This window comes from Streptomyces sp. NPDC006140 (genome assembly GCF_040628815.1).
In the GTDB taxonomy this organism is placed as follows: Bacteria; Actinomycetota; Actinomycetes; order Streptomycetales; family Streptomycetaceae; genus Streptomyces.
Window position 1 is genome coordinate 15347 of the sequence record NZ_JBEXTS010000013.1, and the last position, 19321, is coordinate 34667.

The window sequence follows — 19321 nt, forward strand, 5'->3', positions numbered from 1 at the left end:
GCTGTTTCACGTGAAACACCGGTCGGCGGCACCGGCGAGCACGTCTGCCGCGACCCGCGCCCGGCGCGCCCCCACCACGACCGCCCCGGCTCCCAGCACCACCGCGGACCACCAGAACACGGCGCTGACCAGCCCGCGCGCCTGACCGCCGCCGGCCCGCGCAAAAATGCCCTCCGAACCGCGTTTCCGCAGCTCGGAGGGCATTTCCAGGAGTGGAGCCTAGGGGAGTCGAACCCCTGACATCTGCCATGCAAAGACAGCGCTCTACCAACTGAGCTAAGGCCCCGGAAGAAGACGTCCGACCGGAAGAAACCGCGTACCGGCGAGCGTCGGAGACCAGAGTACCGGGTCACCCCCGTGATTCCGCAAAAGCATTAGGGCTCCCTGTCACCGACCACTCTCCGTAAGATGCTCGGCGTGGTTCGCTACCGCGAACCGCCGTACATGGGGAAGCGATGGGGAGACGCAATGGACGCCGCACAGCAGGAAGCGACCGCGAGAGCGCGGGAACTGCAGCGGAACTGGTACGGGGAGCCGTTGGGGGCGCTCTTCCGTAAGCTCATCGACGATCTTGGTCTCAACCAGGCTCGTCTCGCGGGGGTTCTGGGACTGTCCGCGCCGATGCTGTCGCAGCTGATGAGCGGTCAGCGAGCGAAGATCGGCAACCCGGCCGTGGTGCAGCGGGTGCAGTTGCTGCAGGACCTGGCGGGACAGGTCGCGGACGGCAGCGTGAGCGCCGCCGAGGCCACCGAGCGCATGGAGGAGATCAAGAAGTCACAGGGGGGCTCGGTGCTGAGCAACACCACGCAGACGACCAGCAGTTCGGGGGCGCCCACGGTCAAACGCGTCGTCCGCGAGATCCAGTCGCTGCTGCGCTCGGTCGCGGCGGCGGGCGACATCATCGAGGCCGCGGACACCCTCGCGCCGAGCCACCCGGAACTGGCAGAGTTCCTCCGGGTGTACGGGGCGGGCCGCACCTCGGACGCGGTCGCGCACTACCAGTCCCACCAGAGCTGATCCCGCCGCCCGGCGCCGAAGGGGGTTCGGCAGCGGGCACCGGGTGAAGTGAACGGGGGTCGCGTCACGGTACGGACGGGCACGAGGGGGCGTGTCCCGTACGGGGGACCGGTCGACGCCAGGGGGATGTGTATCGCTCATCGGGGGAGCCGTTCCGCCCGGCGGGGAGTCGTACCGCCCGCCGAGGGGGAAGCAAGGGGGGAAGCCACAGGGGGAGGAGCGACGTACAGCCATGGGTGAGGTCTTCGCCGGCCGGTACGAACTGGTCGACCCGATCGGACGCGGAGGGGTCGGCGCCGTCTGGCGCGCCTGGGACCACCGCCGCCGCCGCTACGTGGCCGCCAAGGTCCTGCTGCAGAGCGACGCTCACTCGCTGCTGCGCTTCGTCCGCGAACAGGCCCTGCGCATCGACCACCCCCATGTCCTCGCCCCCACCAGCTGGGCCGCCGACGACGACAAGGTCCTGTTCACCATGGACCTGGTCGCCGGCGGTTCCCTCGTCCATCTCGTCGGGGACTACGGCCCCCTCCCGCCGGCCTTCGTCTGCACCCTGCTCGACCAGCTGCTGTCCGGGCTGGCGGCGGTGCACGCGGAGGGTGTCATACACCGTGACGTCAAACCCGCCAACGTGCTGCTGGAGGCCACAGGCACGGGCCGGCCCCGGCTGCGGCTGTCCGACTTCGGCATCGCGATGCGGCTGGGCGAGCCCCGGCTGACGGAGACCAACCTCGTGGTGGGGACGCCCGGTTACCTGGCGCCCGAACAGATGATGGGTGCCGAGCCGGACTTCCCCGCCGACCTGTTCGCCGTGGGGCTGGTCGCGCTGTACCTGCTGGAGGGTGCCAAGCCGGACAGCAAGGCGCTCATCCAGCACTTCGCCGAGCACGGGACGCCCGGCGCGCCCAAGGGCATCCCGGAGCCGCTGTGGCAGGTGATCGCCACGCTGCTCCAGCCGGACCCGCAGGCGCGGTTCCGTACGGCCACGGGGGCGCGCAAGGCCCTCGCCGCAGCGGCGGAGCTCCTCCCGGAGCCTGGCCCGGACGACGAACTGATCGAAATCTTCGACCAACTGGGCCCGCTGCCCTCCGGGTTCGCGCCGGAGGGGCCGCTGGTGAGAGCGCGGGGGCTGGGGCCGGGAGAAGAGCCGTCGGGCTCGGCGTCGGGCGCGGAGCGGCCCGGCGCGGCATCGGACGCGTCGCGGTCCGGCCCTGGGGCCGGGGCGGGGGCGGGGGCCGGGAGCGAGCAGGGGCCCCGGCAGGGCGCCCGGATTCCGGCAGGACAGGACTCGTGGCAGCGCGCCGACATCACGGGCACGAGCGACGCCCCGGGGGCTGGGGCCGGCACGCCGGGCGCGGGGGCGGGCACGCCGGGGGCAGGGGCGGGCACCCTGGGCGCGGGGGCGGACGCCCCGGGCATAAGGGCCGACACCCCGGCGGCCACAGGGGCCGACACTCCGGCCGTAGGGGCCGTGCAGCCCGCTCCCCGCCAGGACACCGACCCGCCGGCGGCGTCGGCAACCCCGGCGGCCCCGCCCGCCCCGTTCACCCCCTCCCACCCGTCCTCCATGTCGGACACGGGCAGCTTCCACCTGCCGCCTCCGCAGGCCACGGTCACGCCATCCCCCTCTCCCTCCCCCGCCACCGGTCAGCCGCACCCCGCGCAACTTCAGCCCCAGCAGCAAGCCCCCGTCTCCTCCTACGACCCCACGTACCCGCAGTCCCCGTCCCAGCCGCTCCCGCCGCCCTACCCCATCCCGCAGGGCTACCTGTTGGCACAGGAACACGCCGATGCCACCACAGCCACGTACACCGCACGGTCCCCAGAGCCCCTACAGACCCCCCACTCCCCGCAGTCCCCGCAGACTCCACCGCCGGGCCGGACGGCCTCCCGGCACCGCGCGGCACGGCAGCGCCGCCGCCCCGGCCCGCCGGCCAAGGTGGCTGTGCCGCTGCTGCTGCTCGCCCTGGCCTGTTACGCGGTGGGTTTCTGGGCGCTGAGCCGCATCTGAGCGGACGCGGTCGTCGAACCGGGCGCTCGCCCTACGCGGCGCCTCGCCGCCGAGTCACCACGGTCCACACCCCGAGCCCCACGAGCAGCGCGCTCCCGGTGCCGATCCCGCCCACGGCGACCGCCCGCATCGCGGTGTCGTCGCCCGCGGTCACGCCTTCCGCCGCCGCTTCCCGGTCCTCGTCCGAGACCTCGAAGAGGCCCTTCGGCTCGGACTCCCCCGCGTAGCCGGGCGCGGCCTGGGCCGTCCCGGCCACCCGGACTCGCAGGGTCATCTTGAACGGCCCGTCGCCGAAGCTCTCGGCGACGCTCTCCGAGAGGTGGGCGACCAGGTAGTAGGAGCCGGCGAAGCGCATGGCGCTGACCTGCTGGGTGACGGCGTAGCGGTTGGCGTGGTCGACCGGCGGCAGGGGCGGCAGGCTGCCGGACTTCTGATCGCCGTCGTAGCCGACGCCCACGTCGGCTACGGGACCGCGCGCGGGGTTGTAGAGGGCCAGGTCCAGCGCGTCGGAGGTGTAGCCCGTGCCGCCGGAGTCCGAGCTGCCGAGGTCGGCGGTGACGGCGAGCTGCTGTCCCCAGTCGACCGGCACCTCGTAGAAGAGCGTCTGACCGGGCCGGATGTCGTCCCGCCAGACGCCCTGGTCCAAGGGCCGGGCCTCGGAGAACCCGGCGCCGCCCGGGCGGCGCTCGAAGTCTCCCTGGAGCGGCTGGGGCGTGGCGGAGTTCCACACCTCGGGCGCGGTGGTCGCCCCGGTGCGCGCCGTCCGCGGTTCCGTCGTGGCGAGGAGTTCCAGGTCCCAGGTGTCGGGTGAGGAGCCCTTGCCCTCCGGGTCGGCGCGCTCGACGGAGACATAGTAGGCACCGCTCTTCTGGCACAGGGACTTGTTCGGCGCGATCTCACGCCTGCCCCATGCCGCGATCGGGTGGGGGCTGCGGGCGGCGCCGAAAGTCTCGCTGTCGTCGGAGCAGGAGTTGCCCTCGGCGTCGTGCACGGACACCTTGACCCCGTCGATGACGGAGACGGTGCTGCCGGGGGAGGGGACGGCGGTGACGGAGACGTACGCGTTCGAGGCGGCGTCGAGTTCGAGGCGGTAGTTGACCTTGCCGCTGCTCGGGAGGGAGCTCTTGTAGGCCGTGCCCGGCTTCAGGAGGACGGCGTCCGCGGTGCTCCTGGCGCCCTCGATGCTCCGGGCGCCGTCGGCGAAGGCGTACGGGCTCGGCGTCAGCGCCGTACCGGAAGCCCCACCGGCGGCCAGGGCGGCCTGGCCCGGCGACACGGCGGCCGTCGTCCCCAGCACCACCGCCACGACGCCCAGGCGTACGGCCACCGGCGGACGACCGCGCCACGCGCCCGCACGCCCCCACGCCGTACGACACCGACACCGTCCCCTCACGCGCCACCCCTCACCGTCGACCGCGGAACCGTGCACCGCGAAACCGTGCACCGCGGCCCATCCTGCCCCGCCGATGCGGATCACGGCTGGCCCTTGACACACAAAACCCCGACCGCGAGGCGGCCGGGGTGTGCTCGGTATGGGGTGTCGTGACTCAGGAACCCGTGGGCACGGAGTCAGTCGCCTCCGTCCACAGATCCTGCTCGGCGCGATCCGCCTGGATCTGGCGGTACACGAGGAGCCCGCCGATGGCGGCCAGTGCGACCAGGAGAAGCTTCTTCACCGCGCGACCTCGTCTTTCCTTGACGTAGGGGACCTCTGGCGCCCGACTATACACACCGACCGATACCGATCGGTGACCTGAGTCGGCCCTCAACTCCCGTCCGGGAGACCCGGATAGAAGCGGAGTTCGTCGCTCCGACCGGAGGGTGATCACACGCCGACGGACGGTTACTTTGACCCACCTCCTCCGCTCTCCTCACCTTTTCACCGTGCTTGCGCCCATACGAGTGGTGTTCATCTGAACATCGCCGCGCCACGGGCGTCGGTCCACCACTTCTCGCCCCCCATACACATCATGAGGAAAGTACGCAAATCGCCCAACCCGAAAGTGAGGGGCCATGGCCCGGAACAAGGTCATGAAGCTGTGGACCGCCATCGTCACCGCCTTCCTCGCCCTGTGCACGGCGCTCGGATTCATCACCACGACCGCCGCCGCGGCAGTACCGCAGGCCGAGCAGAAGCGCAACAGCGACCGCATCCCGCATCAGCGGACGGCACCCGCGGCGGCCCCCTGGTCCCAGGCGAGGGCCCTGCCCCCCACGATGAAACAGCGCATCCGCGCCGAGGCCCACGGCAAGTCCCCGCGCTGCCGCCACCGCTCCCTCACGGACTCGACGGCGACGACCACGACCGACTGCGCGGACGACGACACGGACGACGAGGACGACCCCGCCGCCTCCCGCCTCACACCCCTCAAGCGCTGAACGCCCGGTCCCTGGTACGTCCTGGCGATCTTGCGTACCCCCACGACCCACCAGAGACCCTGAAGACCCCGGCCACTCCCGGCCGGGGTCTTCGCATGCCCCGACCACCACGAAAGCACGGCGACGACCACGGCGATCACCGCGAGCACCCGGGGGGGGCGCCCCCTTGGATTTTGCCGGCGTGGCGGAGGATGGTGCTCATGTGCGCTCTTCTCGACCCCCCTGAGCCTCGCCGTGTCTCGCCGGGCGAGTATCCAGTGTGGGACCAGGCTCTCGCCCTTCTGAACCGGGACCTGGCGGTGACGCTTCCCCAGCTGGAACCTCTGCAACTGCTGGCTCTTCCGTCCGACGATGCGGATGAGCTGGAGTACGTCTACGTCGCCATGGCCAACGGCGAGTGGCACGGCAATCACCTGGACCCGAACTCGCAGGACGGCCTTGCCTCTGCGCTGGCGAGCGTTGCCGATGCCGCGCAGGAGACTGTCGTGGAGCTCTTGTGGCAGGCGTGGCCGCTGTGCCCCGAGCATGGCCTGGGCATGCATCCAAGGGAGGATGCACAGGAGCGACTGTTCTGGTGGTGCGCGGGAGAACGGCTGCGTCGCGGTCCGGCCCATATCCACGCGGCCGTGGGTGCACTCGACGCTTTGGGCACGTCGATCCGTACACGGCCTTGAAAACCGCCGCGGCACGTCACCGACGCACTCAGCTCACATGGATGTCAAAGACCCCCAGCCGGTATCGACTGGGGGTCTTCTCGCTGGTGGGGCTAACAGGATTTGAACCTGTGGCCTCATCCTTATCAGGGATGCGCTCTAACCAACTGAGCTATAGCCCCGCCGCGCTCTGCGGGGTGTGTCCCGCGCGCTGACTCCTGAAGATTAGCGCACGACATGGGCAGTCCCAAAATCGGTTGTCGGAGCACCGTCACCAGGGCACCCGCACCATCGTCACGGGGACACCCGCAGCACGTCAGAGGCGCGTCACTCGTCCTCGGCGAGCGTCAGCTCCACACCGCCCACGAAGCCCGCGGAGAGGTTGTAGATGAACGCGCCGAGCGTCGCGAGGGCCGTCGCCAGGACGACGTCGATGACCGCGATGATCGATGTGAACATCAGGACGTTGGGCAGCGACAGGAATGCCTGCAGGTCGAAGCCGTTGGACTCGTTCGAGCCGGTCGCCTCGGAGATCGTGCCGCCGACCGTGGAGAAGACGCCCATGGCGTCCATGACCATCCACAGCACGGCCGCCGCGACGATCGTGCAGATGCCCAGGGCGATGGAGAGCAGGAAGCTGACCTTCATCACCGACCACGGGTCGGCCTTCGCGACCCGCAGGCGGGCCTTGCGGACCCGGGGCGTGGTCCGCGCCCCCGTGCGCGGACGCCGTACGGCAGCCGCGGCGCCACCGGGAGCCGCCTCCTGCTGCGCCGGGTAGGCCTGCGGCGGGTGGTACGGCCCGGCCGGCTGCTGCGTCTGCCGTTCCCCGGGGAGCGGGGAGGCCGCGGCGGCGCCCTGCTCCTCCGCGACAGGCTGGGGCTGCGGCTGGGCGCCGGAAGCGGTCGCGGGCGCGGCCGCGCCCTTCTTCTTCTGCTGCTGTGTCTGCTTCTGCTGCTGTGTCTGCGGACCTCGAGTGTCCGTCACGGTTCCCCCCTGGGATTCCTGCGACTCAGGCGAGGGCGCGTCCTTGGTCGGGGACTTGATCGCCTTCAGGTTGGTCGTGTGCGGGTCCGCCGCACGCGCGGCGGAGCCACGGCCGCCGTCGTCCGTGTCCGTACCCGTCGAGGTACCGCTCGGTCCGGCGCCCGTGGCTCCGCTCACGCTGACTCACTCCTCGTGCCTACTCGGCCGAGGGCGCCTCACCCTCGTCCGTGCCGGTGACGGCGGCACCGTCGGCGGTCTCGTCGACGACCACGTCGCCGTCGACCTCCTCCGCCTCGCGCCCCGCCTCGGCGTTGCGAGCGATGCCCACGACGGCATCGCGCTTGCCCAGATTGATCAGTTGGACGCCCATGGTGTCACGGCCGGTTTCCCTGATCTCGTTGACTCGCGTACGAATCACACCGCCCGACAGCGTGATGGCGAGGATCTCGTCGGTCTCCTCGACCACCAGCGCGCCGACGAGGGAGCCGCGATCCTCGACGATCTTGGCGGCCTTGATGCCGAGGCCGCCGCGACCCTGGACGCGGTACTCGTCGACGGCGGTCCGCTTCGCGTACCCGCCGTCTGTGGCAGTGAACACGAACGTACCGGGTCGAACAACATTCATCGAGAGCAGCTCGTCGCCCTCGCGGAAGCTCATGCCCTTGACACCGGAGGTGGCACGGCCCATGGGACGCAGGGTTTCGTCCGAGGCGGTGAACCTGATCGACTGTGCCTTCTTGCTGATCAGGAGCAGATCGTCGTCGGACGAGACGAGTTCGGCTCCGATCAGTTCGTCGTCCGAACCGTCCTCCATCGAGCGGAGGTTGATCGCGATCACACCGCCGGAGCGGGGCGAATCGTAATCCTTCAGAGGCGTCTTCTTCACAAGTCCGGCCTTGGTGGCGAGCACGAGGTACGGAACGGCCTCGTAGTCGCGGATCGCCAGGATCTCGGCGATCGCCTCGTCCGGCTGGAAGGCGAGCAGGTTCGCCACGTGCTGACCGCGCGCGTCCCGGCCGGCGTCGGGCAGTTCGTAGCCCTTGACGCGGTAGACGCGGCCCTTGTTGGTGAAGAACAGCAGCCAGTGGTGCGTGGTGGACACGAAGAAGTGGTCGACGATGTCGTCTTCCTTGAGCTTCGCGCCGCGCACGCCCTTGCCGCCGCGCTTCTGGGCGCGGTAGTCGTCGGTCTTGGTGCGCTTGATGTAGCCGCCCCGGGTGACCGTGACGACGATGTCCTCCTCGGCGATCAGGTCCTCGATGGACATGTCGCCCTCGTACGGGATCAGCTTCGTCTTGCGGTCGTCGCCGTACTTCTCGACGATCGCGGCCAGTTCGGCGCTGACGATGCCCCGCTGGCGGACCGGGGAGGCCAGGATCTCGTTGTACTCGTTGATCTTCGCCTGGAGTTCGTCGTGCTCCTGGACGATCTTCTGGCGCTCCAGGGCGGCCAGTCGGCGCAGCTGCATCTCGAGGATGGCGTTGGCCTGGATCTCGTCGATCTCCAGCAGGCTCATCAGGCCGCCGCGGGCGATCTCGACCGTGTCGCTGCGCCGGATCAGCGCGATGACCTCGTCGATGGCGTCCAGGGCCTTCAGCAGACCGCGCAGGATGTGCGCCCGCTCCTCGGCCTTGCGCAGCCGGAAGCGCGTACGGCGGACGATGACCTCGATCTGGTGCGTCACCCAGTGGCGGATGAACGCGTCGAGCGAGAGCGTGCGCGGCACGCCGTCCACCAGCGCCAGCATGTTGGCGCCGAAGTTGGACTGCAGGTCGGTGTGCTTGTACAGGTTGTTGAGGACGACCTTGGCGACCGCGTCCCGCTTGAGGACGATGACCAGGCGCTGGCCCGTGCGCGAGGACGTCTCGTCGCGGACGTCGGCGATCCCGCCGATCTTGCCGTCCTTCACCAGGTCGGCGATCTTCTGCGCGAGGTTGTCGGGGTTGGTCTGGTACGGCAGTTCCGTGACCACCAGGCACTGGCGGTTCTGGATCTCCTCGACCTCGACGACCGCGCGCATCGTGATGGAGCCGCGGCCGGTGCGGTACGCCTCCTCGATGCCCCGGCGGCCGACGACCAGCGCGCCGGTCGGGAAGTCCGGGCCCTTGATGCGCTCGATGAGCGCGTCCAGCAGCTCCTCGTGCGAGGCCTCGGGGTTCTCCAGGTACCACTGGGCGCCGGCGGCGACCTCGCGCAGGTTGTGCGGCGGGATGTTGGTCGCCATGCCGACCGCGATACCGGCCGAGCCGTTGATCAGCAGGTTCGGGAAGCGGGCCGGCAGGACGGTCGGCTCCTGGGAGCGGCCGTCGTAGTTGTCCGTGAAGTCGACGGTCTCCTCGTCGATGTCACGGACCATCTCCATCGACAGCGGCGCCATCTTGCACTCGGTGTACCGCATGGCCGCGGCCGGGTCGTTGCCCGGGGAGCCGAAGTTGCCGTTGGAGTCGACGAGCGGCATGCGCATCGACCACGGCTGGGCGAGGCGCACGAGCGCGTCGTAGATGGAGGAGTCGCCGTGCGGGTGGTAGTTGCCCATGACGTCGCCGACGACGCGGGCGCACTTGTAGAAGCCGCGCTCGGGGCGGTAGCCGCCGTCGTACATGGCGTACAGCACACGGCGGTGGACGGGCTTGAGGCCGTCACGGACGTCCGGCAGCGCACGCGAGACGATGACGGACATCGCGTAGTCGAGATACGAGCGCTGCATCTCCGTCTCGAGCCCGACGGGCTCGACGCGCATGGCCAGGGCGTCACCCTCGGGCGTCGTCACGGGAGTGTTCTCGTCGGTCATTGCTGGTGAAGGTCCTTCCTGGTGCGGTCAGCTGAGACCGACTCAGATGTCGAGGAAGCGGACGTCCTTGGCGTTGCGCTGGATGAACGCGCGGCGGGCCTCGACGTCCTCGCCCATGAGGACCGAGAACAGGTCGTCGGCCTGGGCGGCGTCGTCGAGCGTGACCTGGCCGAGGACGCGGTGCTCCTGGTCCATGGTCGTGATGCGCAGCTCCTCGGCGTTCATCTCACCGAGACCCTTGAAGCGCTGGACCGAGTCCTCGCGGATGCGCTTGCCGGCGTTGCGGCCCATCTCGATCAGGGCGTCGCGCTCGCGGTCGGAGTACGCGTACTCGAAGTCGTCCTTGCCCCACTTGATCTTGTAGAGCGGGGGACGGGAGAGGTACACGTGCCCGGCCTCGACCAGGGGCCGCATGAAGCGGAACAGGAACGTCAGCAGCAGGGTGTTGATGTGCTGGCCGTCGACGTCGGCGTCCGCCATCAGGATGATCTTGTGGTAGCGGAGCTTCTCGATGTCGAAGTCCTCGTGCACGCCCGTGCCGAACGCGGAGATCATCGCCTGGATCTCCTGGTTCTGCAGGATGCGGTCGATGCGCGCCTTCTCGACGTTGAGGATCTTGCCGCGGATCGGGAGGATCGCCTGGTACTGCGGGTTGCGGCCGGACTTGGCCGAGCCGCCGGCGGAGTCACCCTCGACGATGAAGATCTCGCACTTGGTCGGGTCGTTCGACTGGCAGTCCGAGAGCTTGCCCGGCAGGGACGCCGTCTCCAGCAGGCCCTTGCGGCGGGTGAGGTCACGGGCCTTGCGGGCCGCCACGCGCGCGGTGGCCGCCGCGATGCCCTTGCGGATGATGTCCGCGGCCTCGTTCGGGTTGCGGTCGAGCCAGTCGGCGAGGTGCTCGTAGACGACCTTCTGCACGAAGGTCTTGGCCTCGGTGTTGCCGAGCTTGGTCTTCGTCTGGCCCTCGAACTGGGGCTCGCTCAGCTTCACCGAGATGATCGCGGTCAGACCCTCGCGGATGTCGTCACCCGTGAGGTTGTCGTCCTTCTCGCGGAGCAGCTTCTTGTCGCGCGCGTACTTGTTGATCAGCGAGGTCAGCGCGGCGCGGAAGCCCTCTTCGTGCGTACCGCCCTCGTGGGTGTGGATGATGTTGGCGAACGAGTACACGCCCTCGGTGTAGCCGCCGTTCCACTGCATGGCGACCTCGAGGGACAGCTGCCTGTCCTTGTCCTCGGCCTCCAGGTCGATGACGGTGGGGTGCACCGCCTCGCCCTTGCGGGAGTTGAGGTACTTCACGAAGTCGACGATGCCGCCCTCGTAGTGGTACGTGACCGTCTTGACGTCGGCGGTCTCGTCCGCGCCCGCCTCGTCCGCCCCGGAGGTGGCCTTCGCGGACTCGCGCTCGTCGGTGAGCCTGATCGTGAGGCCCTTGTTGAGGAACGCCATCTCCTGGAAGCGCCGCGAGAGCGTCTCGAAGGAGTACTCGGTGGTCTCGAAGATGTCGCCGTCGGCCCAGAAGGTGACCGACGTGCCGGTCTCCTCGGTGGCCTCGTGCTGGGCGAGCGGCGCCGTGGGGACGCCCATCTTGTACTCCTGCGTCCAGCGGTGACCGTCGGTCTTCACCTCGACGGAGACCTTGCTGGACAGGGCGTTCACGACGGAGACGCCGACGCCGTGCAGACCACCGGAGACCGCGTAGCCGCCGCCGCCGAACTTGCCGCCCGCGTGCAGCACGGTCAGCACGACCTCGACGGCCGGCTTGCCCTCGGACGGGACGATGCCCACCGGGATGCCACGGCCGTTGTCGACGACCCGCACACCGCCGTCGGCGAGGATCGTCACGTCGATCGTGTCCGCGTGGCCGGCCAGCGCCTCGTCGACGGAGTTGTCGACGACCTCGTACACGAGGTGGTGCAGTCCTCGCTCACCGGTCGAGCCGATGTACATGCCGGGTCGCTTGCGGACCGCGTCCAGACCCTCGAGGACGGTGATGGCACTGGCGTCGTACGAGGCGGTGACCTCGCCGTTGGAGGTGATCGCCTCGCTGGTCACGCCTGCGTCGGTGGACGGGATGTTCTCGTTGGGGTTGCCGGAATCGGCCACGAAGCGCCCTTTCTGGCACAGCACGAGCCAGGCTCGTCGGCGGGTTGCCGGAGCGGCTGCGGCATGTTGCGTTGGTAAGCCTTGATCAGCGTTGCTCAGCTTTTCCCGGACGGTCCCCACGATTGGGGCGGGATTGCTTCCAGTCTACCGGTAGCACTGACACTGATGGGGGTTTGCCGGTACCTGAGTCCGCATGTGCCGCCCTCGACGGGTCTTGTCCGACTCCCGATATGCGGATGGGGGCTCCAAGAGGCTCACGGAGCCACTCAGAGCTTCCGGCCGTCAACCCTTGGCTACTTCGGAGTCAGGTCGCGATTCGCAACCGTGTGCGGTGCCGCGACGGGAGGGCCGCGCCCGCCGAACCGGGCCGTCGAGACGTGACGTAAGTCACCTGTAGGTGTCGCCAGGACCACTGCTGCCAGGGGCACGCAGGGGGCCGTAGCGGCGGGCGGGACCACCGGGTCCCATGACCTTGATCTGCCGCACGGTGCCGTGGCCCAGGTCCTCGTTGAGACGCGCGACCAGGGTGGGGGCGAGTCGGCGCACCTCGGTCGCCCAGACCGGCGACTCGCACTGCACGATCAGGATGCGCTCGTCCTCGTCGTACCTCTGCGGCAGGCAGTGGTCCGCGAGCTTCTCGCCGACGATCTGCGGCCAGCGGCCCATCACCCCGCCCACCGCGGCCGGGGCCTCCCAGCCGCGCTCGGTGATCAGCCGGTTGATCGCGGCGCCGAGCGCCATGGGGTCGCGGCCGTCGGCGTGCGCGCCGGAGCGCAGTCCGCCACCGCGGCGCGCCTGCTTCTTCTGCTGCGCCGCGTCTCCCCGCGCGCGGGCGGCTTCCTTGGCCGCGCGGAGCGCCACGCGCGCGAGATCGACCCCGGACGGCTCGGGGGTCTTCTTCGGCTCCTGCCCGCTCATACGCGCTCCACCGTCCCCTCGGACACTGCGAACCGCGTCCCGGACAGCACATGCGGTACGTCGTCGTCGACCGCGGCGGTCACCAGGACCTGCTCGCCGGGCGCGACCAGTTCGGCGAGGCGCTCACGGCGCCGGGTGTCCAGCTCGGCGAAGACGTCGTCGAGCACCAGCACGGGTTCGTTGCCCTCGGCCCTGAGCAGGTCGTACGAGGCCAGGCGCAGCGCCAGCGCGTACGACCAGGACTCGCCGTGGGAGGCGTAGCCCTTGGCGGGCAGCTGGCCGAGCTTGAGCTGGAGGTCGTCCCGGTGCGGGCCGACCAGCGTGACGCCCCGCTCGATCTCCTGCTTGCGGGCCTCGGCGAGGGCTGCCGTGAGCTGCTCGAAAAGGTCCTCGCGGGTGTGCGCCTCGCCCGGCGCGGACGGCTTGTACTCCAGCGCGACCGGGCCGCCGCCGGGGGCGAGCTGCTCGTACGCCTTGTCGGCCAGTGGCTGGATCGTGGCGATCAGATCCAGCCGCTGGGCGAGCAGCTCGGCGCCGGCACGCGCGAGGTGCTGGTCCCATACGTCGAGCGTGGACATGTCCATGCTGCGGCCGCCATGGCGACGGGCCAGCGCGGCCGACTTCAGCAGGGTGTTGCGCTGCTTGAGGACCCGGTCGTAGTCGGAACGGACCCCGGCCATGCGCGGGGAGCGGGCGGTGATCAGCTCGTCGAGGAAGCGGCGCCGCTCCCCGGGGTCGCCCTTGACCAGGGCGAGATCCTCCGGCGCGAACAGGACCGTCCGTACGATCCCCAGCACGTCACGCGGCCTGACCTGCGAGGACCTGTTGATACGCGCGCGGTTGGCGCGGCCCGGGTTGAGCTCGAGCTCGACCAGTTGCTGCCGCTCGCCCTGCCTCACCTGGGCCCGGATGATCGCGCGCTCGGCGCCCATGCGGACCAGGGGGGCGTCGGAGGAGACCCGGTGGCTGCCGAGGGTGGCGAGATAGCCGACGGCCTCGACGAGGTTGGTCTTGCCCTGCCCGTTCGGCCCGACGAAGGCCGTCACCCCCGGGTCGAGCGGGACCTCGACCCGGGGATAGGAGCGGAAGTCGGCCAGCGACAGATGCGTGACGTGCATGGTCGTTTCGCCGACCTCCCAGGACCTCGGTGGTGCTTACTTCTTCTCGACCGCGTGGCCGCCGAACTGGTTCCGCAGCGCCGCGATCATCTTCATCTGGGGCGAGTCCTCCTGGCGGGAGGCGAACCGCGCGAACAGCGACGCGGTGATCGCCGGCAGCGGCACCGCGTTGTCGATGGCGGCTTCCACAGTCCAGCGTCCCTCGCCGGAGTCCTGTGCATAACCCCGGAGCCGGTCCAGGTGCTCGTCCTCGTCGAGCGCGTTGACCGCGAGGTCGAGCAGCCAGGAGCGGATGACCGTGCCCTCCTGCCAGGAGCGGAAGACCTCCCGGACGTCGGTCACGGAGTCGACCTTCTCCAGCAGTTCCCAGCCCTCGGCGTAAGCCTGCATCATCGCGTACTCGATGCCGTTGTGGACCATCTTCGCGAAGTGGCCGGCGCCGACCTTGCCGGCGTGCACCGAGCCGAAGTCGCCCTCGGGCTTGAGGGCGTCGAAGACCGGCTGCACCTTGGCGACGTTCTCCGCGTCGCCGCCGTACATCAGCGCGTAGCCGTTCTCCAGGCCCCAGACGCCGCCGGAGACACCGCAGTCGACGAAGCCGATGCCCTTGGCCGCCAGCTCCTCGGCGTGCTTCTCGTCGTCCGTCCAGCGGGAGTTGCCGCCGTCCACGACGACGTCGCCCGGCTCCAGCAGCTCGGCGAGCTCGTCGATCGTGGACTGCGTGGGCTCGCCCGCCGGGACCATCACCCAGACCACGCGCGGCCCGCTGAGCTTGCCCACAAGCTCCTGCAGGCTGTGGACATCGGCGAGGTCCGGGTTGCGGTCGTATCCGAAGACGGTGTGGCCCGCGCGGCGGATCCGCTCGCGCATGTTGCCGCCCATCTTGCCGAGGCCGACGAGACCGAGCTCCATCAGTTGTGTTCCTTAGGTTCTGCGACGTGGCGTGGCGGCACGTTCGTACCGCCAGGCACTTTCGTACCCACATCCGAGCCTAGACCCGGACGCTCGCGCACATCTGTGGGCATACGCGCTCAGTCGCACGCCCTCACCTGCGGGTTTGTCCTCAGCCTGTGGACAAGGGCTCCCGAGGAGAGCCTCAGCCGCTCAGCCGCACCGGCATGATCAGGTACTTGTAGGCCTCGTCCGCCTCGGCGTCCACCGCGGGCTTGCCGCTGAGCAGCGCCGGCTTCGTGGACGTCGTGAAGGAGAGCTGGGCCACCGGGGAGTCGATGGCGCTCAGGCCGTCCAGCAGGAACGTCGGGTTGAAGGCGATGGAGATGTCGTCGCCCTCCAGCTGGGCGTCGACCCTTTCCACAGCCTGTGCGTCGTCGCTGGAGCCGGCCTCCAGGATGAGCACGCCCTGCTCGAAGCTCAGCCGCACCGGGGTGTTGCGCTCGGCGACCAGGGCCACGCGCTTGACGGCCTCCACGAAGGGGGCCGTCTCGATGACGGCGACGCTGTTGAACTCCGTCGGGAACAGCGTGCGGTACTTCGGGAGGTCGCCCTCCAGCAGGCGGGTCGTCGTACGGCGGCCGGCGCCCTCGAAGCCGATCAGGCCCTCGCCCGAGCCCGAGCCGGACAGCGCCAGGGTCACCTGGTCGCCGCTGGTCAGGGCCTTGGCGGTGTCCAGGAGCGTCTTGGCGGGCACCAGGGCGACCGCGGAGGCCTCCGGGTTCTCCGGCTTCCACAGGAACTCGCGGACCGCGAAGCGGTAGCGGTCGGTGGACGCCAGCGTGACCGTGTCGCCCTCGATCTCGATGCGGACGCCCGTGAGGACCGGCAGCGTGTCGTCACGGCCCGCCGCGATGGCCACCTGGGCGGCCGCGGAGGCGAAGACCTCGCCCGGGACCGTGCCCGTCGCGTTCGGCATCTGCGGCAGGGCCGGGTACTCCTCCACAGGCAGGGTGTGGAGTGTGAACCGCGAGGATCCGCAGACCACCGTCGCCCGTACACCGTCTGTGGAGATCTCCACCGGGCGGTTCGGGAGCGCGCGGCAGATGTCCGCGAGCAGGCGGCCGGAGACCAGGACCGTGCCCTCCTCCTCGACCTCCGTCTCCACCGACACGCGTGCGGAGACCTCGTAGTCGAAGCTGGACAGGCTCAGCTGGCCGTCCTCCGCCTTCAGCAGCAGGCCGGCGAGGACCGGCGCCGGCGGACGGGCCGGGAGGCTGCGCGCCGCCCAGGCCACTGCCTCCGCGAGTACGTCGCGTTCCACCCGGATCTTCACCGTAAGCCGCCTCCTGCTGTTGCCGGCGTTCTCGCCCTGCTTCGCCTTCGTCGTCTGCCTCGGTGTCGCCGGCCCCTGGGACGGGGAGGACACCGGGGACCAGTCTGACGCACGGCACTGACAGTAGGTGCCTCTCGGGGTCAAGTCGTGACGAGGGGCGGTCGGGCACCGGAGAGCGAGTTGTGCACAGGACCCGCTTCGAAACGAATTCCGCTCTCTCTCTAGTCGGACGTAGTAGTAGGGCCTGTGGATACGGTGGATAACCACGTTTGCCCAGCTCAGAGCGGAAATTTTGTCCACCGGGCCTGTGGGCGCGAGCGGTGGACAACCTGGTGTCGCTGTGGAGAACAGAAAGTTCTGCACACCCCATGCACAGGGTGAGGCGAGTTCTCCCCAGTGCTGTCCCCAGCTTTACCCACCTTTCCCACAGCCCAACCCGGCAGCTTTGTGTGACGCCTTTCACTCGACCCGGTGAGGAGGCGCGTCGCGTTGCCGAACAGTGGACAGGGATGTGGAGAAGCCGCCGATCTCTGGGGACAACCGCCCCCAGCCTGTGGGTTGCCCGTGGACAACTCGGTGCACAGCCTGTGGATCCCCGCTTCGTCCACAGTCTGTGGAGATCGTTCGTCCACCGATCCACAACCACGTGAGCTGGTCTGATGGTCTTTCGACAGCACTCCCTGTGGACACGATCTGGACAACTCCCCGGTCCCCAGGATGTGGACGGCAGAAAGTCCGCGAATCTGTGGAGGGAGGCCGTAACGCGGCGGGTATTCGAACAGGACGGCACATGAAGAAGGCGCCCCCCGAAGTCACAGGGGGCGCCCTCAGCGGCGTAGTGGCGTACTGCCGTCGCCGTGAAGCGCGGCGTACTGCCGTCGCCGTCAGCCGTTCTTGATGCGGTTGGTCAGCTCCGTGACCTGGTTGTAGATGGAGCGGCGCTCGGCCATGAGATTGCGGATCTTGCGGTCCGCGTGCATGACCGTCGTGTGGTCGCGGCCCCCGAACAGCGCGCCGATCTTCGGCAGCGACAGGTCCGTCAGCTCACGGCACAGGTACATGGCGATCTGGCGGGCCGTGACGAGCTGGCGGCCTCGTGAGCTGCCGCACAGGTCCTCGATCGTGAGGCCGAAGTAGTCGGCGGTCGCGCTCATGATGGCCGTCGAGGTGATCTCCGGCGTGGAGTCCTCGCCGCCGGGGATGAGGTCCTTGAGGACGATCTCCGTCAGCCCCAGGTCCACCGGCTGCCGGTTGAGCGAGGCGAACGCCGTGACCCGGATCAGCGCGCCCTCCAGCTCACGGATGTTCCGCGAGATCCGGGACGCGATGAACTCCAGCACCTCCGGCGGGGCGTTCAGCTGCTCCTGGACCGCCTTCTTCCGCAGGATCGCGATGCGCGTCTCCAGCTCCGGCGGCTGGACGTCGGTGATCAGACCCCACTCGAAACGGTTCCGCAGCCGGTCCTCCAGCGTCACCAGCTGCTTGGGCGGCCGGTCGCTGGACAGCACGATCTGCTTGTTGGCGTTGTGCAGGGTGTTGAACGTGTGGAAGAACTCCTCCTGCGTCGACTCCTTGTCCGCCAGGAACTGGATGTCGTCGACGAGCAGGATGTCCATCTCGCGGTACCGCTTGCGGAAGCTGTCGCCCTTGCCGTCGCGGATGGAGTTGATGAACTCGTTGGTGAACTCCTCCGAGCTCACGTACCGCACCCGCGTGCCCGGGTAGAGGCTGCGCGCGTAGTGCCCGATGGCGTGCAGCAGGTGCGTCTTGCCGAGCCCGGACTCCCCGTAGATGAACAGCGGGTTGTACGCCTTCGCCGGCGCCTCGGCGACGGCGACCGCGGCCGCGTGCGCGAAGCGGTTGGAGGCGCCGATGACAAACGTGTCGAAGAGGTACTTCGGGTTCAGACGCGCGGTGGGCTCACCCGGGCCGGTCGCCGGCGCGGGCTGCGCGGCCAGCGGGCCGGGCGCGCCGGTGGTGGGCAGGTTCGGGCCGACCGGGCCGCCCCGGTGCACGTGGCCCGAGCCGGGCGGCGGCTCCGGCAGCTCCCGGCGGACCGGGTCACGCTGGTCGTAGTCGGGGCGTGACGGCTCGTAGTCGGAGCGCGGCGGCTCGTAGGAGGGGCGCTCCATGGGCTGCGGACGGTAGTCCTGCGATCCGTAGGGCTCCTTGGGGGAGCCGTAGGAGTCCTGCCCGCCGTAGGAGTCCTGTGACGGTGACGCGTACGGGTCACGGTCGGGGAAGCCGAGGCGCTGCTGCTGCCAGCCGTAGTCGTCCTGCGTCGGCCGGGGCCAGGAGCCGGGCTCGGGGCGCTGGTACTCGGAGGGGTAGGCCGGGCGGGCCGTCGGAAGCTGGTCTGCGCGCGTAGGTGGAAGCTGATCGCCGGATGTCCCCGGCAGCGGCTCCGCGCGGTGCCGTCCGTACGCCTCGTATCCGTCACGGTCCTGGCGGCTGTCATAGCCGTCGCGGTCCGGGCGGTTGTCGTACACGTCACGTTCCTGGCGCGCGTCGTAGCCGTCGCGGTCCGGGCGGCCGTCGTAGCCCTCGCGGTCCTGGCGGGCCTCATAGCCGTCGCGGTCCTGGCGGGCGTCGTACGGGTCGCGTTCCTGGCGCGCGGACGGGAGCTCGTGCTCCTCGTAGCGCGGCTGGGGGCGGGCGGGGGGCGCCGGCGTGGTCGGGGGCTCGCCCGCGGAGTCGTCGACGGTGATCGCGATCCGGATCGGGCGGCCGCACTCGCGGCTCAGCGTCTCGCTGACGACCGGCGCCAGACGGCCCTCGAGCACGCCCTTCGCGAATTCGTTCGGTACGGCGAGCAGCGCGGTGTCCGCGACCAGCGCGAGCGGCTGGCAGCGCCGGATCCAGTGCTCGTCCTTCGCCTCGACGCCTTGGCCGCGGCCCTCCCCGAGGAGTTGCTCCAATACGCGTGGCCACACTGCGGCAAGATCGGCAGGTACGTCAGCCACAGGGCACGCTCTCTCACGGGTCCCTCGAAGGTGTGATCCGGGGACGGGTCGGGATGTAAATCGGGTCGGGCAGGGATAAGGGAACGAATCGGAGTCCAGTCACGGTAGTCAGGGCGGCGGGTGCGGTTCAAGTTGTTGTCCCCAGGCTGTGGACAAG

The 19321-nt window shown here is 69.8% G+C and carries 15 protein-coding genes and 2 tRNA genes; 4 read left to right on the forward strand and 13 right to left on the reverse strand.

Going from position 1 to position 19321, the window contains the following annotated elements; all coding sequences use genetic code 11:
• Positions 1 to 6: 6 nt before the first annotated feature.
• Both ABZ386_RS29600 and ABZ386_RS29605 read right to left on the reverse strand, forming a co-directional pair.
• Positions 7 to 204 (reverse strand): hypothetical protein, encoded by a 198-nt coding sequence (locus ABZ386_RS29600; protein WP_355717533.1) that lies wholly within the window; start codon positions 202 to 204, stop codon positions 7 to 9.
• A 9-nt stretch (positions 205 to 213) separates the two neighbouring features.
• A tRNA-Ala gene (locus ABZ386_RS29605) sits at positions 214 to 286 on the reverse strand.
• Positions 287 to 468: 182 nt separating this feature from the next.
• On the opposite strand from ABZ386_RS29605, the gene ABZ386_RS29610 reads away from it, so the two are divergent.
• Positions 469 to 1017, forward strand: coding sequence for a DNA-binding protein (locus ABZ386_RS29610; RefSeq protein WP_114254139.1), 549 nt, complete (start codon positions 469 to 471; stop codon positions 1015 to 1017).
• A 232-nt stretch (positions 1018 to 1249) separates the two neighbouring features.
• Positions 1250 to 3025: a serine/threonine-protein kinase gene (locus tag ABZ386_RS29615; RefSeq protein ID WP_358966637.1), complete on the forward strand. Its 1776-nt coding sequence runs from the start codon at positions 1250 to 1252 to the stop codon at positions 3023 to 3025.
• A 31-nt stretch (positions 3026 to 3056) separates the two neighbouring features.
• Here the strand turns inward: ABZ386_RS29615 and ABZ386_RS29620 are convergent, their stop codons facing one another.
• Together ABZ386_RS29620 and ABZ386_RS29625 are read right to left on the reverse strand one after the other, a co-directional pair.
• Entirely contained in the window at positions 3057 to 4352 is a 1296-nt protein-coding gene (locus tag ABZ386_RS29620; RefSeq protein WP_358966640.1) for a hypothetical protein, read from the reverse strand.
• A gap of 220 nt (positions 4353 to 4572) precedes the next feature.
• Complete coding sequence (locus tag ABZ386_RS29625) at positions 4573 to 4701, reverse strand: DLW-39 family protein (protein WP_003999697.1); 129 nt, start codon at positions 4699 to 4701, stop codon at positions 4573 to 4575.
• A gap of 337 nt (positions 4702 to 5038) precedes the next feature.
• Between ABZ386_RS29625 and ABZ386_RS29630 the strand changes: the two genes are divergently transcribed.
• Together ABZ386_RS29630 and ABZ386_RS29635 are read left to right on the forward strand one after the other, a co-directional pair.
• Complete coding sequence (locus tag ABZ386_RS29630; RefSeq protein WP_114254136.1) at positions 5039 to 5404, forward strand: DUF6344 domain-containing protein; 366 nt, start codon at positions 5039 to 5041, stop codon at positions 5402 to 5404.
• Between the two features lie 299 nt (positions 5405 to 5703).
• Positions 5704 to 6078, forward strand: a complete 375-nt coding sequence (locus tag ABZ386_RS29635) for a hypothetical protein (protein ID WP_351340430.1) — start codon at positions 5704 to 5706, stop codon at positions 6076 to 6078.
• Between the two features lie 84 nt (positions 6079 to 6162).
• Here ABZ386_RS29635 and ABZ386_RS29640 read toward each other — a convergent pair.
• From ABZ386_RS29640 to dnaA, 9 genes are all read right to left on the reverse strand, one after another.
• Positions 6163 to 6239, reverse strand: a tRNA-Ile gene (locus ABZ386_RS29640).
• Positions 6240 to 6384: 145 nt separating this feature from the next.
• A complete protein-coding gene (locus tag ABZ386_RS29645; RefSeq protein ID WP_356506189.1) occupies positions 6385 to 7221 on the reverse strand; it encodes a DUF3566 domain-containing protein in 837 nt (278 codons plus the stop codon).
• A gap of 19 nt (positions 7222 to 7240) precedes the next feature.
• A complete protein-coding gene (gene gyrA / locus ABZ386_RS29650) occupies positions 7241 to 9835 on the reverse strand; it encodes a DNA gyrase subunit A (protein WP_351340467.1) in 2595 nt (864 codons plus the stop codon).
• A 42-nt stretch (positions 9836 to 9877) separates the two neighbouring features.
• Positions 9878 to 11938: a DNA topoisomerase (ATP-hydrolyzing) subunit B gene (gene gyrB / locus ABZ386_RS29655; RefSeq protein WP_114257503.1), complete on the reverse strand. Its 2061-nt coding sequence runs from the start codon at positions 11936 to 11938 to the stop codon at positions 9878 to 9880.
• A 387-nt stretch (positions 11939 to 12325) separates the two neighbouring features.
• On the reverse strand, positions 12326 to 12856 hold the full coding sequence (locus ABZ386_RS29660; RefSeq protein WP_114254133.1) for a DciA family protein: 531 nt from the start codon (positions 12854 to 12856) through the stop codon (positions 12326 to 12328).
• A complete protein-coding gene (gene recF, locus ABZ386_RS29665; protein ID WP_355722726.1) occupies positions 12853 to 13974 on the reverse strand; it encodes a DNA replication/repair protein RecF in 1122 nt (373 codons plus the stop codon). The genes ABZ386_RS29660 and recF overlap by 4 nt, the downstream gene beginning before the upstream one ends.
• A 36-nt stretch (positions 13975 to 14010) precedes the next feature.
• Positions 14011 to 14886 (reverse strand): phosphogluconate dehydrogenase (NAD(+)-dependent, decarboxylating), encoded by an 876-nt coding sequence (gene gnd / locus ABZ386_RS29670; RefSeq protein ID WP_114254131.1) that lies wholly within the window; start codon positions 14884 to 14886, stop codon positions 14011 to 14013.
• Between the two features lie 184 nt (positions 14887 to 15070).
• Positions 15071 to 16201, reverse strand: a complete 1131-nt coding sequence (gene dnaN, locus ABZ386_RS29675; RefSeq protein WP_351340475.1) for a DNA polymerase III subunit beta — start codon at positions 16199 to 16201, stop codon at positions 15071 to 15073.
• A gap of 884 nt (positions 16202 to 17085) precedes the next feature.
• Positions 17086 to 19164 carry a chromosomal replication initiator protein DnaA gene (gene dnaA, locus ABZ386_RS29680; protein ID WP_358966643.1) on the reverse strand — a complete coding sequence of 693 codons (2079 nt, stop codon included), beginning with the start codon at positions 19162 to 19164 and terminating at the stop codon, positions 17086 to 17088.
• Between the last annotated feature and the right edge of the window lie 157 nt (positions 19165 to 19321).